Genomic DNA, 13,214 nt, shown 5'->3' with positions numbered 1-13,214 from the left:
GAGCGTCATTTCAGCGTCAAGATATCGCCCGTAACGCCCACAACGCACATAATGCGCACGGGTAAAACCGCAGGTCAGGAGCCCTTTGCGGCCGGTTCGAGGATGGCGACACACTCCACGTGGTGGGTCATCGGGAACAGATCGAAAGCCCGCAGCGTACGGGGCCGGTAGCCCGCCTCGCGGAAGTAGGCGAGGTCGCGGGCCAGGGCGGCCGGGTCGCAGGCGACGTAGGCGATGCGGCGGGCGCCGAGGGTGGACAGGTGGTGGACGGTCTGCTTGCCGGCGCCTGCGCGGGGCGGGTCCAGGACGACGAGGTCGACCTCGGTGATGCCAGTGCGGGGCAGGGCCGACTCGACCTTGCCCTGCTCGATGCGGACGCGTGGGAAGCCCTCCAGGTTGTGGCGGGCGTCCTGGACCGCGCGCTTGCCGGACTCGATGCCCAGGACCGCGCCCTTCTCGCCGACGCGGTCCGCGAGGGCCCCGGCGAAGAGGCCGACGCCACAGTAGAGGTCCAGCGCGGTGTCGCCCTTGCGCGGGAGCAGGCCCTGCATGACCGCGCGGACCAGGGTGTCGGCGGCCTTCGGGTGGACCTGCCAGAAGCCGCCGTTGCCGACCCGGTAGGTACGGTCGTCGGCGCGCTCGCGGACGAACGGGCGGCCGTGGACGCGGTGGATGCTGCCGTCCTTCTCGTGGACGCGGAGGACGGAGACCGGCCGGTCGAGCTCGACCAGGGGGAGGCGGGCACCCGGCTTCGGGGTCAGGATCACCTGGCGGTCCTGCGAGCCCGTCGCCGCGATCGCCTCGACCGTCGCCATACCGGGCCACTGGCGCTTCTCGATGCCCAGCTCGGTCACACCCTGCGCGGCGATCATGCAGTGGTCGACCGGTTCCACCTCGTGCGAGCGGTGGCGGCGCAGGCCCACCCGGCCTCCGGGGTCGATCGCGTACTGGACGCGCGTACGCCACTGCGGCACGTCGCCCGCCGGGAGCTTGTCGCCCTCCGCCGGGACCACCGTGCCGTCCCAGCCGGCCTCCTCCGGGGTCAGGCCCGCGAGGCGGCGCAGCTGCTCCTCGATCACCTCGGCCTTCAGGCGGCGCTGCGCGCCCGGCTTGGCGTGCTGCCAGTCGCAGCCGCCGCAGCGGCCCGGGCCCGCGAAGCGGCAGGGTGCGTCGATGCGGTCCTTGGACGGCTCCAGGATCCTGACCGCGTCGGCGCGCAGGAAGCGGGAGCCCTCGTCTCCCTCCGTGACACGGGCGACCACCCGCTCGCCCGGCAGCGTGTGCCGGACGAACAGGACGCGGCCCTCCGCTGTGCGGGCGATGCAGTGGCCGCCATGCGCGACGGGGCCGACCTCGACCTCGTACTCCTCCCCGACCAGCGAGGACTCGGGTGCGTTCGGCATGGCGGGGTGACTCCAGAGGGTCTAGGGGGTGAGCGGCCGTGAAGCCGCGACAGCCCACCAGTCTACGTCCCTGCAGAGAGGGGTTCGGGGCATAAGCTCATGCCTGACGGTGACCACTGGCAGCGGGAGTACGGGGTAGGGCAGCGTGCACATTGTGATCATGGGGTGCGGGCGCGTCGGCGCGGCCCTCGCGCAGGCCCTGGAGCGGCAGGGGCACACCATCGCCGTCATCGACCAGGACCCCACGGCCTTCCGCCGGCTGGGGTCCGGCTTCGGCGGGCGCCGGGTGACCGGGGTGGGCTTCGACCAGGACACCCTGCGTGAGGCGGGCATCGAGGAGGCCGGGGCGTTCGCCGCGGTCAGCAGCGGTGACAACTCCAACATCATCGCGGCCCGGGTGGCCCGCGAGATGTTCGGCATCGAGAACGTCGCGGCCCGGATCTACGACCCCCGCCGTGCCGAGGTGTACCAGCGGCTGGGCATCCCGACGGTCGCCACGGTCCGGTGGACCGCCGACCAGATGCTGCGCCGGCTGCTGCCCTCGGGCGCCGAGCCGCTGTGGCGGGATCCGAGCGGCGGGGTGCAGCTCGCGGAGGTGCACACGTCGACCGCCTGGATCGGCCACAAGGTGAGCAGGCTCCAGGAGGAGACGGGGGTGCGGGTCGCGTTTCTGACCCGGCTGGGCGAAGCCGTCCTGCCGACCTCCCAGACGGTGCTGCAGGAAGGTGATCTGGTGCACGTGATGATGCGGACGGACGAGGTCGAGCGGGTCGAGGCGGCGTTCGACCGCGGGCCGGGGCAACCGGAACGGGACGGAGGCCGCTGATGCGGGTCGCGATCGCGGGCGCGGGCGCGGTGGGCCGGTCCATCGCCGGTGAGCTGCTGGAGAACGGTCACGAGGTACTGCTGATCGACAAGGCGCCGACGGCCATCTCGGTGGAGCGCGTGCCGATGGCGGAGTGGCTGCTGGCCGACGCCTGCGAGATCACGTCGCTGGACGAGGCGGTGCTGGAGCGCTGCAACGTGGTCATCGCGGCGACCGGGGACGACAAGGTGAACCTGGTCGTGTCGCTGCTGGCCAAGACCGAGTACGGGGTGCCCCGGGTCGTCGCACGGGTGAACAACCCCAAGAACGAGTGGCTGTTCAACGAGGCGTGGGGCGTGGACGTGGCCGTGTCGACGCCGCGGCTGATGTCGGCGCTGGTGGAGGAGGCGGTGAGCGTCGGTGACCTGGTGCGGCTGCTGCGCTTCAGCCATGGCGACGCGAACCTCGTCGAGCTGACCCTGCCGCCGGAGTCCGCCTTGGCCGGTACGCGGATCGGCGAGGTGGCCTGGCCGCAGGACACCTCGCTGGTGACGATCATCCGTGGCCCGCGCGTACTGACGCCGAGCCCGGACGAAACCCTGGAGCCGGGCGACGAACTGCTCTTCGTCGCCGCCCAGGCCCGGGAGGAGCAGCTGGAGGAGCTGCTGTCGGTACGACGGTAGGGGCGGGCTCCTCCGGCACGGAGGTGGGGCGGGGCCCCGCCGTGGCACGGCCGACGGGCGGGCTTCCGGTCCTCGGCCCGGACACGGGTGTGGCGCTCTTCGGAGCCGTACGGGGGCGGGCGGCCCGCCCGTCCGGGCCTTACGGGATCGAGGAGCGCACCTGTCCGAGCCGTGCGGCACCCCGGGGTCCGGTCCCCCGCAGCCTCACGCGATCCGGGGCCACAGCCCTCGGAGCCGTACCGGACCGGAAGGGCGAGGCACGGCCCCCGGGGCTCAGGCCTCCCGTTCGCGCGGTGGCACCGCGCGCGCGGCCTCGGCCGCCTCCTTCTCCTGTTCGGCCCGCTCGGCCGCCTCCATCTCCGCGAACACGTCGATCGGCGGCGGCGCCTTGGCGAGGAACACCCAGGTCAGGTAGACGGCCAGCAGGAACGGCGGGATCTTCAGCGCGACCAGCACCCAGCCGAGCTGTGTGGTGTCGGCCCACCAGTAGAGCGGGAAGAGGATCGCGCACTTGGCCAGCAGGATCAGGCCCCAGGCCCAGCTGGCCTTGGCGTACGCCTTCTTGCGGCCGGGGTTGCGGGTGCGCCAGGAGAGGTTCTCCTTGAAGATCGGGCCCAGGATCAGCCCGATGAGCGGGGCGCCCGCGAGGGTGGTGGCGATGTACGCGATGGCCAGGCCCAGCGTGTAGAGCATGCCTGGCAGGTAGAAGTCCTTCGCGTTGCCGGTCATCATCGCGAAGACCACACCGAAGGCCACGCCGAAGACGCCGCTGAACGCGTGCTTCACGGTGTCCCGGCGGATCAGCCGGACCAGGACGAGCAGTACGGACACGCCGAGCGCGGCGAGGGCCGAGATGTGCAGGTCCTTGTTGATCGTGAAGATCGTGACGAAGAGGAGGCCGGGCAGGACCGTCTCCACCATGCCGCGCAGTCCGCCGAAGGCGTCGAAGAGCGCGGCCTCGGTCACCGCCTTGGCGTCCTTGTCCTGGTCGGGTCCCTCCGGGCTGGTCCCGTGGCCCGCTGGGCCCTGCTGGCGGGCGCGGTCCGCGCCGTCCTGTTCGGTGGTCGGCCTGTCGAGTGGCGTCACCGGCTACTCCTGTCCGAGCGGTCGGAGTTCGTATTTCGGATTGAAGAGGACCCTTCGGCCCTGGCTGATGCAGATCCGGCCCGAGGCGGTGAGGCCACGGCCCGGCTCTATGCCAACGATCGAACGCCGGCCAAGCCACACCACGTCCAGCGGGGCGGTGCCGTCGAAGAGTTCCGCCTCCAGCGCGGGGACGCCGGCCCGTGGGCGCAGGGTGACCGTGCGCAAGGTACCAGTGACCTTGACGATCTGACGGTCGCCGCAGTCCGAGATACGGGTGCAGTCCGTGGGCTCCTCGTGGTCCGGGAGCCGGTCCGGCTCCTGCCCGTCCTGCGGGCCGGACAACCGGTCCAGCAGGCGGCGCAGGCGTCCGCGGGGTGCGGGTGGCCTGCCGGTACGCGGTGCGGCACTCATACCGAAAGGGTACCGGCCACACCCTTCACCTGATCGGCGCTGGTCGTGCCCCGACGGCCGGGTGGTCGCGGGGGGTGTGTTCCCCAAGGCTCCGTCCCGGTCTCCGGATGGGCTTGAATCCGACCGCTCGACGCGAGGGCCCGTCCCCGGTTCCGTGCCGCGGGGCACCCCGCCCGCGGCCGGCCCCGGCACCGCGTCTCACCGCTCGAAGCGGTAGCCCATCCCCGGCTCCGTGACGAAGTGCTTCGGGTGTGCCGGGTCGTTCTCCAGCTTGCGGCGGAGCTGGGCCATGTACACACGGAGGTAGTTGGTCTCCGTGCCGTAGGACGGGCCCCAGACCTCCTGGAGCAGCTGCTTCTGGCTCACCAGTCGGCCGCAGTTGCGGACGAGGACCTCCAGCAGGTGCCACTCGGTGGGAGTGAGCCGGACGTCCTTGCCGTCCCGGTGGACCTTCTTCGCCGCGAGGTCGACGGTGAACGCCTCCGTGTCGACGACGACCAGCTCGTCCTCTGTGGACCCGCCGACCGGTTCGGCCCGGCGGACGGCGGCCCTCAGGCGGGCCAGCAGCTCGTCCATGCCGAACGGCTTGGTGACGTAGTCGTCGGCGCCCGCGTCCAGCGCCTCGACCTTCTCGTCGGAGGTGTGCCGGGCGGAGAGCACCAGGATGGGGATACGGGTCCAGCCGCGCAGGCCCCGGATGACGTCCACGCCGTCCATGTCGGGCAGGCCCAGGTCGAGGATGACCACGTCGGGATGACGGTTGACGGCCATGTCGAGCGCGGTCGCCCCGTCGGGTGCGGCGTCGACCTCGTATCTGCGAGCCTTCAGGTTGATCACGAGGGCGCGTACGATCTGCGGTTCGTCATCGACCACGAGCACCCGCGTCATGGGCCGGCCTGCTTTCTGTCGGTACCTTGCGCGCGCCGCTGGTCGCGCTGCGTCGACCTTACGGCCGGAGATCCGGCCGTATCGGACAGAGGTGCGGGTCCCGTGGCCGTTTTGACAGGATTCTGACACCCGGGGCAGGCGCCCCGGGTGTCCGCCCGGTGCCGGGGGCTCAGCGGACCTCGGTGATCTCCGGGCCCCGCTGAAGCTGGCCCATGTCGCCGGAGAAACGGGAGGCGCCGCCGCCCTGCCCGTCCGGCTGGATGCCCTCGGGCACCATCTGGGCGTCGTTCGGCAGCTTCAGGACGAGCGGGTCCCGGGGGGCCATCGGGCCGTCGCCGCGGACCACGACCGTGTCGCGGAAGATCTGCTCCAGCAGGCCCGCCGCCTGCGGCTGCACTGCGCCCTGGCCGGAGATCACACCCCGCAGGAACCAGCGCGGGCCGTCCACACCGACGAAGCGCACCAACTGCACACCGCCCGTTCCGTCGGGCAGCTGGACCGGGACCTGAGCCCTCAGCTCCCAGCCCAGGGGGCCCTCGACCTCGTCGATGACACCGCCCTGCTGGGTGATGCCGGAGGCGATCTCGTCACGGACCTCGCCCCAGATGCCCTCGTTCTTGGGGGCTGCGAACGCCTGGAGCTGGATCGCGCTGTCGCTGAGCACCACGGTGGCGGCGACGATCGCGTCACCGGCGACCTCGACACGCAGCTCCATGCCCTCGACGCCGGGCACGAACACGCCGCCCAGGTCGACCCGGCCCTCGCCGGGCTTGGCGACCTCGGAGACGTCCCAGGGGCCGTCGGGGCGGGGCGCCGGCGGCAGGTTCACCCGGCGCGGCGCGGCGTCGTCCTCAGCCGCCTCCTCGTCCTCGGTGTCGACCGCGTCGACGACCTGCTCGGCCTCGCTCGCCGCGGTGTCCGCGGCACTGCTCTTCTTGCGACGTCCGAACACGTCACTGTCCTTCCCGGTCGGATACGACCGCAGCGTATTGGTTCCCACCCGGCCGGTCGTCCGCGGCGGCGTGGCCACCAGTGGACCCGAAGCCCCCCTCGGCCCGTGCCGAGCCGGGAAGCTCCGCGACCTCGTGGAAGCGGACCTTCTCGACCTTCTGGACGACCAGCTGGGCGATCCGGTCGAACCGCTCGAACCGTACGCTCTCGCGTGGGTCCAGGTTGACCACGATCACCTTGATCTCTCCACGGTACCCGGCATCGACCGTCCCCGGGGCATTCACCAGGGCGACCCCGCAGCGGGCGGCCAGTCCGGAGCGCGGATGTACGAAGGCCGCGTACCCGTCCGGGAGGGCGATCGACACTCCGGTGGGAAGAATGGCGCGTTCTCCCGGTGCGAGCTCGGCCGCCTCGGTCGTGACGAGGTCGGCCCCCGCGTCGCCGGGATGGGCGTAGCCGGGAAGCGGCGTCTCCGGATCCAGGCGGCGGATCAGCACGTCGACGGGGCTGCGGGGAGTCAGGGACATCAGGGATTCACCTCGAAGGCGCGGGTGCGCCGGACCTGGTCGGGGTCGGCCATGGCTGCCTGGATCTCCTCCGGGCGCCCGTTGTCGATGAAGTGGTCGATCTTGACCTCGATGAAGAGTGCGTCGGCGCGGACGGCGACCGGCCCGTCGGGGCCGCCGATCCGGCCGGTGGCCGTGGAGTAGATCTTGCGGCCGTCCACGGCGGTGACCGCGGCCTCCAGGTGGAGCACGGAACCCACCGGCACGGGACGCGCGAAGTCGGTCTCCAGCCTGCCGGTCACCGCGATGACCCGCAGCAGCCAGTTCAGCGAGCCCAGGGTCTCGTCGAGTGCCGTGGCGAGGACGCCGCCGTGGGCGAGGCCGGGAGCGCCCTGATGATCGGGCGTGACGGTGAACTCGGCGGTGACGGTGACGCCCTCGCCCGCCCGGGCCTCCAGGTGGAGACCGTGCGGCTGGGCGCCGCCACAGCCGAAGCAGTGGGCGTAGTGGGACCCGAGCAGCTCGCCCGGTGCGGGCGCGTCGGGGTGCCGTACCGGCGGTGCGGCGTCGTCGGGAGGCGTCAGTGAGGTGCTCACAGCCACCAGACCTTACCCGCGCGGAGGGGACTTGGGCGCACCGTGCCAAGCTTGGATCCATGCAGCCTTCCGACCGTGCCCCGGCCCCGGCGTCCTCCGCGCCGTCCTCCGCCTCGTACGACGAGCGGCTCACCGCTCCGCGCGCGTGGTGGGTGATCGCCGCGCTGCTGGGCGTCTCCGGCGGGCTGGTGGCGCTCCCGCTCGGCCCGGTGCCGATGCTGGCGGCGGTGATCGTGACGGGTGCGCTCGCGGCGGCCGGGGTGAGTTCGTACGGCTCCGCGCGCGTGCGGGTGGTGGCGGGATCACTGGTCGCGGGTGACGCGCGGATCCCGGCGGCGGCGCTGGGCGAGCCCGAGGCGCTGGACGCGGAGGAGGCCCGCGCCTGGCGGACGCACAAGGCGGACCCGCGGGCGTACATGCTGATGCGCAGCTACGTCCCGACGGCGGTGCGGGTCCCGGTCACGGACCCGGACGACCCGACACCATACGTGTACGTGTCAACCCGCGACCCGGAGGCCCTGGCGGCGGCGCTGCGGGGGCTCGGGGACGCCGCCTAGGTGTATTGATCACGAGCGTTGCCGACACTCGCTGGTGCTTGATCACGGCGACGACCTCCGGTGTGGTGGAGCTGTCTGGGACTGCACCGCAGGGAGGTCTTCGTGTCCCCCCCATAACGCCCGGCTGACCGTTCACGGCGGACGGCTGCTGGTCGACCGTGTCCGTTCCGGCCGCTCATGCCGGCTCCGGGCCGGGTGCGCTCCGACCGCCGGTGAGCGGATCCGGTGCCTGCGGGTGTGCGGCGGAGATGGGCGTCGGCCGGAGCATCGGCCTCCGCGGCGACGGCGCATCCGGCGCTCCCGGGCCGCCCCGAGCGCGGCAGAGGCCCGGCGGTGCGGGGTGCCGGGCCCTGCGGCCGGTACGCCGGACACGGCCCGGGCTCCTGTCCGGCGCTCTCCCCCGCCCCTCGCGGACACCGGGGGCTGCCTCCGGGCTCCCCGCTGCCGTGCTCGAACGGTGCTCCTCCTCGAACGCCGGGGGCGGAGGGGAGACCGCCGGAGGAACCCGAGCACTACGGGCCCAGCGACTCCAGCGGACGCGCGGGCTGCTCCAGCGGCGGCAGTGGCGGCAGTGCGTCCCACGGCACCCGCCGGGCCCGCAGATCGCTCCGGATGCGTTCGGCCAGCCGACGGGTGTCCCGCCGGTTCATGACCGCTCCGACCGCCGCTCCCATCAGGAACGGCGTCAGGCTCGGCAGGTTCCGAACTGTTCGCTTCATGATCTGCTGGTGCAGCTCGCGCCTCATCCTGCCGCCGAAGGCCCCGGTCACGCTGGTGGGCTTGGTGACGTCGATGCCGCGCTCCTCCGTCCAGGAGGTCAGACACGCCATCGCGCGCTGCCGCAGCGTACCGGGCGGGCGCAGTCCGTAGACCTCGTGGAGTTCCGCGATGAGCTTGAGTTCGATCGCGGCGACGCCGGTGATCTCCGCGGCCAGTTCGGCGGGGATCGCGGGCGGTACGGGCAGCATGGCGGCAGCGCCGACACCGGCGCCCACGGTCGCGGTGGCGCCGGCCGCGCCCGCGATCAGTTTGTCCGCGAGCTCCTCCGGGCCGAGGCCGGGGAACTGGCGGCGGAGGGTGGCCAGGTCCCGCACCGGGATGCGCGGGGCGTTCTCCATGATCCTGTCGGCCAGATAGCCGACCCCCACCCGCGCGCCCCGGCCGCTCTTCCGCACGCTCCGGCGGACCGCCTCCACCGCGCGCACACGCGCACGTGCGGCCCGAACGGCATTCGCCCCACTCGTACGGCTCCGGGCCCGCCGTGACAGGCGGCCGCGGCCACCGGGCCGGCCGACGGCGTCACGCGGGGCACGGCCGGTCTCTCCCCCGGGCCCGCCAGGGGCTTCGCGGGTGCGGTGCCCGCCCTGGTCGCGAGCAGGGGCGACCCCAGCGGTGGAAGGATCATCCGGCCCGTCCCCGCCGCCGGGGCGGTGCGCGGCGCTCCCGTCGGGTGGCTCGGGCCCGTCAGCCGTCTCATGGGTGCGGCCGGTGCTCTCCGGAGCGGGGTGCCCGAAGGGGGCTTCGTCCCCCGCGCGGTGTCGACGCTCGTCGCGTCCGGCAGCCTGATCAGCCCCCTGCTCGGGGGCCTCGGTGGTTTCGGGGGCGGCGCGCTCGATCTGGCGGTCCTCGTCGGCTCCGCGCCGCCTCGCGGGCCTGGCGGTCCGCCCGACGGGTCCGGCTCCGTTCGCGTCTCGGGCGTCCTCGCCGTCGCGGAAGCGACCGGACTCGGGGGTGGAGCTGCCGATGCCGGTCTGCTCACCGCCGTGGCGGCGTGGAGGCGTCCCGGTCTGCCCGTCAGGGGTTCCGGCCGGCTCGGAATCCGTCTCTCGGCCCCGGTGGCGGCGCGCGGGCCGCCGGCTCGGGCGTCCGGTGGCGGCGTCGGCCGGGTCCGGGGAAGGGGCCCGATCTGACGCGAGCGAGGCCGGTCGGCCTCGCTCGGGGTCACGCGCTTCAGGGGAGGGCAGGGCTGCGGAGTGCTCGGCGGGCGCCTCGTGGGCGCCCTGTGCCGGGCCCGTACCGCCCTGGTGAGGTGCCTCCGGCCTAGCGGGGAGCCGGAAGCGCCGTTTCCGGTGCGGGGTGTCACCTGCCACGGCCGACCGGCCTCAGTCGCAGTCCCGGCAGATCGGCTGGCCGTTCTTCTCCCGGGCGAGCTGGCTGCGGTGGTGCACCAGGAAGCAGCTCATGCAGGTGAACTCGTCGGCCTGCTTCGGGAGGACCCGGACCGCCAGCTCCTCGTTGGAGAGGTCGGCGCCAGGCAGCTCCAGACCCTCTGCGGCCTCGAACTCGTCGACGTCGACCGCGGAGGTCGACTTGTCGTTCCGCCGGGCCTTGAGTTCTTCGAGACTGTCCTGGTCGACGTCGTCATCGGTCTTGCGTGGGGTGTCGTAGTCCGTAGCCATGTCACTCTCCCCCTCTGGGTGTTTGCGGTGTCTCCAGCGCACGTAACGCGTGAGAGGCCGGACTTGTGCCCGACCTGAGGCGGAGATTTTGCCTCACATCAAGGTCTGTTACTCAATCGACACCCAACCGGGCCCCTCACGAGTGATCCGGTTTGGGTGGCGAACGGGACCGTACACGGTCGAGATCGCGCGCTTCACAGGCACCACCCCGTGTACTTCCCGTTATCTCGACCCGCAAAAACTCGGACTTTTCCCAGTTTTCCTGGTCGAAACTCGATCACCCATGGTAAGTGACCGGAAGTAAGTCGCTGTGAGCGATCACACAGGGAACCAGGGTCAGCGCCGCGGAAAAATTCCGCGTACAGCGAACAGCCGTACCCTCCGAGCCGGTGTCACCGGGGCAGCGTGACGCGCATCACAAGGCCGCCACCCGCGCGCGGCTCCGCGCTGATGTGGCCTCCGTGAGCCCGCGCGACCGACCGTGCGATGGACAGCCCGAGGCCCACGCCCTTGTCGCTGCCGGTGCGCTCCTGTCGCAGCCGCCGGAAGGGCTCGAAGAGGTTGTCGATCTCGTAGGCGGGAACGACCGGCCCCGTGTTCGCCACCACCAGCACCGCCTGGCCGTGCTCCACGCCCGTGGTGACCTCCGTCCACCCGCCCTCCTGGACGTTGTAGCGGACGGCGTTCTGCGCCAGGTTCAGGGCGATCCGCTCCAGCAGGACGCCGTTGCCCTGGACCACGGTCGGCTCGGTCCGCACGCGCAGCTCCACACCCTTGTCCTCGGCCTCGGCCCGTACCTGGTCGATGGCACGGGAGGCCACCTCCGCGAGGTCCACGGGCTTGCGCTCGATGATCTGGTTGTCACTGCGGGCGAGCAGCAGCAGGCCCTCCACCAGCTGCTCGCTGCGCTCGTTGGTGGCGAGCAGCGTCTTGCCCAGCTCGCGCAGCTCGACGGGGGCGTCCGGGTCGGAGAGGTGCACCTCCAGGAGAGTGCGGTTGATCGCCAGCGGGGTGCGCAGCTCGTGCGAGGCGTTGGCGACGAACCGCTGCTGGGCGGTGAAGGCCCGCTCCAGCCGCTCCAGCATGTCGTCGAAGGTGTCCGCCAGCTCCTTCAGCTCGTCGTCCGGCCCGTCCAGCTCGATACGGCGGCTCAGGTCGGAGCCGGCCACCTGGCGAGCGGTACGGGTGATCCGTCCGAGAGGCGACAGCACACGCCCGGCCATGGCGAAGCCGAAGGCGAAGGCGATGATGCTGAGACCGAGCAGCGCGAAGAGCGAGCGCCGCAGCAGATCCTCCAGAGCCAGGTTGCGCTGCTTCTGGAGGCAGGCCGAGACGGCCTCGTGGAGCTGCTCGCCGGTGGAGCCGTCCGGAGGGAGCGAACACCAGGGAGTCGTGCCCTGGACGACGCCGCTGATGACCCGGAAGGGCAGGCCTGCGCTGCTCAGGGCCTGCGCGGTCAGCAGATAGATGATCGTCAGCAGCAGGATGCCGGCGATCAGGAACATGCCGCCGTACAGCAGGGTGAGCCGTATCCGGATCGTGGGCCGCAGCAGGGGCCGGGCCGGGATCCGGGGGTCCCAGGTCGGTTTCGGGGGCGCCGGACGCGGCGCGGAGTTGCCCGCCACGGGATCAGATCCGGTAGCCGGAGCCGGGCACGGTGACGATCACCGGGGGCTCTCCGAGCTTGCGGCGCAGCGTCATCACCGTGACGCGGACGACGTTGGTGAACGGATCGGTGTTCTCGTCCCACGCCTTCTCCAGGAGCTGCTCGGCGGAGACCACAGCGCCCTCGCTGCGCATGAGCACCTCCAGCACGGCGAACTCCTTCGGCGCCAGCTGCACCTCCCTGCCGTCGCGGAACACCTCGCGCCGGTTCGGGTCGAGCCTGATGCCCGCGCGCTCCAGGACGGGGGGAAGCGCCGTCGTCGTACGCCGCCCCAGGGCCCGCACGCGCGCGATCAGCTCGCTGAACGCGAACGGCTTGGGCAAGTAGTCGTCGGCGCCCAGCTCCAGGCCCTCCACGCGGTCGCTGACGTCGCCGGACGCGGTGAGCATCAGCACACGGGTGGCCATGCCCAGCTCGACGATCCGGCGGCACACGTCGTCACCGTGGACGAGCGGCAGGTCACGGTCCAGGACGACCACGTCGTAGTCGTTGACGCCGATGCGCTCCAGGGCGGCGGCCCCGTCGTACACGACGTCGACGGCCATGGCCTCCCGGCGCAGTCCGGTCGCCACCGCATCGGCGAGCAGTTGCTCGTCCTCGACGACGAGTACGCGCACGGCGCTGTTCCTTCCTCCGAGCCCGGATACGGGCAGATCTTCGACACCGACAGGATCGGCGGTGCGGCGCCCATCCTGCCCCCAATGCCAGTAAACCCGCTGTAAGGCGGCCCGCGGGCGACTCGTGGGGCCGCGGGGCGACCCCCGGGATCCCGACACACCCGGTCTTCTGAGGTTTCTCTGAGGGTGGTGCGGGGGAGGACGACTGCACACCCGAGATCACGCCCTGTGTGTGGCACGCCACGGGCCGCTCTGTCCCCGGAGTCCGTCAGGCGTTGTGCGGAGAAGCGTCAGGCGCTGTGCGTGATCGGACCCACCCTCGGCACACCCCCGTGCCGCTGACCCATGACGAGGGGGCGCACCATGGACGCTTTCACCGCAGGACTGCTGCAGCGCATAAGGGCCACGGAGAGTGACCTGAGGCGCGCTCGCGAATCGGGAGACGACTTCCTGGCCGATGTCGAGGAGGCCGAGCTGGAGGACCTCCGACGCCTGGCCGTCGAGCATGGCGTGGAGGTCTCCCCCACCGCCGTCTGACGCGGAGCACCCGCTGCGCTCTGAGGGCCCCGGCGTCCCCTGCTTGGGTTCCAGGGGTCGTCGCAACACCACTTGGTTTCAGGTGGTGAGTAGATCACGTAGACGCTCG

15 protein-coding genes are annotated in these 13,214 nt (G+C 72.1%); 4 read left to right on the top strand and 11 right to left on the bottom strand.

The genetic code is table 11. The features are described from left to right. Positions 1–74 precede the first annotated feature (74 nt). The gene (locus tag I3F58_RS04770) at positions 75–1,403 is read right to left on the bottom strand and encodes a class I SAM-dependent RNA methyltransferase (RefSeq protein WP_240106914.1); all 1,329 of its coding nucleotides are present in this window, start codon (positions 1,401–1,403) and stop codon (positions 75–77) included. 145 nt (positions 1,404–1,548) lie between these two features. On the opposite strand from I3F58_RS04770, the gene I3F58_RS04765 reads away from it, so the two are divergent. Both I3F58_RS04765 and I3F58_RS04760 read left to right on the top strand, forming a co-directional pair. Then, positions 1,549–2,229 carry a TrkA family potassium uptake protein gene (locus I3F58_RS04765; protein ID WP_240106913.1) on the top strand — a complete coding sequence of 227 codons (681 nt, stop codon included), beginning with the start codon at positions 1,549–1,551 and terminating at the stop codon, positions 2,227–2,229. Continuing rightward, positions 2,229–2,891 carry a TrkA family potassium uptake protein gene (locus tag I3F58_RS04760; RefSeq protein WP_240106912.1) on the top strand — a complete coding sequence of 221 codons (663 nt, stop codon included), beginning with the start codon at positions 2,229–2,231 and terminating at the stop codon, positions 2,889–2,891. Before I3F58_RS04765 ends, I3F58_RS04760 begins: the two co-directional genes overlap by 1 nt. A 273-nt stretch (positions 2,892–3,164) precedes the next feature. Here the strand turns inward: I3F58_RS04760 and I3F58_RS04755 are convergent, their stop codons facing one another. From I3F58_RS04755 to I3F58_RS04730, 6 genes are all read right to left on the bottom strand, one after another. Next, positions 3,165–3,977 (bottom strand): DUF3159 domain-containing protein, encoded by an 813-nt coding sequence (locus I3F58_RS04755; protein WP_240106911.1) that lies wholly within the window; start codon positions 3,975–3,977, stop codon positions 3,165–3,167. A 3-nt stretch (positions 3,978–3,980) separates the two neighbouring features. Then, on the bottom strand, positions 3,981–4,388 hold the full coding sequence (locus I3F58_RS04750) for an OB-fold nucleic acid binding domain-containing protein (RefSeq protein ID WP_240106910.1): 408 nt from the start codon (positions 4,386–4,388) through the stop codon (positions 3,981–3,983). A gap of 198 nt (positions 4,389–4,586) precedes the next feature. Next, positions 4,587–5,276 carry a response regulator gene (locus I3F58_RS04745; protein ID WP_240106909.1) on the bottom strand — a complete coding sequence of 230 codons (690 nt, stop codon included), beginning with the start codon at positions 5,274–5,276 and terminating at the stop codon, positions 4,587–4,589. A gap of 169 nt (positions 5,277–5,445) precedes the next feature. After that, positions 5,446–6,228 (bottom strand): DUF3710 domain-containing protein, encoded by a 783-nt coding sequence (locus I3F58_RS04740; protein WP_240106908.1) that lies wholly within the window; start codon positions 6,226–6,228, stop codon positions 5,446–5,448. A 1-nt stretch (position 6,229) separates the two neighbouring features. Next, positions 6,230–6,754 carry a dUTP diphosphatase gene (gene dut / locus I3F58_RS04735; RefSeq protein WP_240106907.1) on the bottom strand — a complete coding sequence of 175 codons (525 nt, stop codon included), beginning with the start codon at positions 6,752–6,754 and terminating at the stop codon, positions 6,230–6,232. Then, positions 6,754–7,329, bottom strand: a complete 576-nt coding sequence (locus tag I3F58_RS04730; protein WP_374207901.1) for a PaaI family thioesterase — start codon at positions 7,327–7,329, stop codon at positions 6,754–6,756. The genes dut and I3F58_RS04730 overlap by 1 nt, the downstream gene beginning before the upstream one ends. A 59-nt stretch (positions 7,330–7,388) precedes the next feature. Here I3F58_RS04730 and I3F58_RS04725 point away from each other — a divergent pair, with 59 nt between their 5' ends. Next, entirely contained in the window at positions 7,389–7,886 is a 498-nt protein-coding gene (locus tag I3F58_RS04725) for a DUF3093 domain-containing protein (protein WP_240106906.1), read from the top strand. A gap of 512 nt (positions 7,887–8,398) precedes the next feature. On the opposite strand, the gene I3F58_RS04720 is transcribed toward I3F58_RS04725, so the two are convergent. The 4 genes from I3F58_RS04720 to I3F58_RS04705 all read right to left on the bottom strand — a co-directional run bounded on the left by I3F58_RS04720 (position 8,399) and on the right by I3F58_RS04705 (position 12,568). Then, the gene (locus I3F58_RS04720) at positions 8,399–9,091 is read right to left on the bottom strand and encodes a hypothetical protein (RefSeq protein WP_374207900.1); all 693 of its coding nucleotides are present in this window, start codon (positions 9,089–9,091) and stop codon (positions 8,399–8,401) included. 897 nt (positions 9,092–9,988) lie between these two features. Further along, entirely contained in the window at positions 9,989–10,285 is a 297-nt protein-coding gene (locus I3F58_RS04715) for a DUF4193 domain-containing protein (RefSeq protein WP_010471668.1), read from the bottom strand. Positions 10,286–10,677: 392 nt separating this feature from the next. Then, positions 10,678–11,910 carry a HAMP domain-containing sensor histidine kinase gene (locus I3F58_RS04710; RefSeq protein ID WP_240106904.1) on the bottom strand — a complete coding sequence of 411 codons (1,233 nt, stop codon included), beginning with the start codon at positions 11,908–11,910 and terminating at the stop codon, positions 10,678–10,680. A 4-nt stretch (positions 11,911–11,914) separates the two neighbouring features. Beyond that, positions 11,915–12,568, bottom strand: a complete 654-nt coding sequence (locus I3F58_RS04705) for a response regulator transcription factor (protein WP_240106903.1) — start codon at positions 12,566–12,568, stop codon at positions 11,915–11,917. A 363-nt stretch (positions 12,569–12,931) separates the two neighbouring features. On the opposite strand from I3F58_RS04705, the gene I3F58_RS04700 reads away from it, so the two are divergent. Further along, positions 12,932–13,105: a hypothetical protein gene (locus tag I3F58_RS04700; RefSeq protein WP_240106902.1), complete on the top strand. Its 174-nt coding sequence runs from the start codon at positions 12,932–12,934 to the stop codon at positions 13,103–13,105. Positions 13,106–13,214: the final 109 nt, after the last annotated feature.

It is taken from the genome of Streptomyces sp. MUM 203J, from assembly GCF_022414595.1.
In the GTDB taxonomy this organism is placed as follows: domain Bacteria; phylum Actinomycetota; class Actinomycetes; order Streptomycetales; family Streptomycetaceae; genus Streptomyces.
The sequence above is the reverse complement of the archived record's forward strand: the minus strand, read 5'-3'. Positions and strand labels throughout refer to the sequence as shown.

Coding starts and splice junctions, on each gene's coding strand:
- I3F58_RS04770 (WP_240106914.1), bottom strand. CDS start 1,403: ATGCCGAACGCACCCGAGTCCTCGCTGGTCGGGGAGGAGTACGAGGTC.
- I3F58_RS04760 (WP_240106912.1), top strand. CDS start 2,229: ATGCGGGTCGCGATCGCGGGCGCGGGCGCGGTGGGCCGGTCCATCGCC.
- I3F58_RS04750 (WP_240106910.1), bottom strand. CDS start 4,388: ATGAGTGCCGCACCGCGTACCGGCAGGCCACCCGCACCCCGCGGACGC.
- I3F58_RS04745 (WP_240106909.1), bottom strand. CDS start 5,276: ATGACGCGGGTGCTCGTGGTCGATGACGAACCGCAGATCGTACGCGCC.
- dut (WP_240106907.1), bottom strand. CDS start 6,754: ATGTCCCTGACTCCCCGCAGCCCCGTCGACGTGCTGATCCGCCGCCTG.
- I3F58_RS04725 (WP_240106906.1), top strand. CDS start 7,389: ATGCAGCCTTCCGACCGTGCCCCGGCCCCGGCGTCCTCCGCGCCGTCC.
- I3F58_RS04715 (WP_010471668.1), bottom strand. CDS start 10,285: ATGGCTACGGACTACGACACCCCACGCAAGACCGATGACGACGTCGAC.
- I3F58_RS04700 (WP_240106902.1), top strand. CDS start 12,932: ATGGACGCTTTCACCGCAGGACTGCTGCAGCGCATAAGGGCCACGGAG.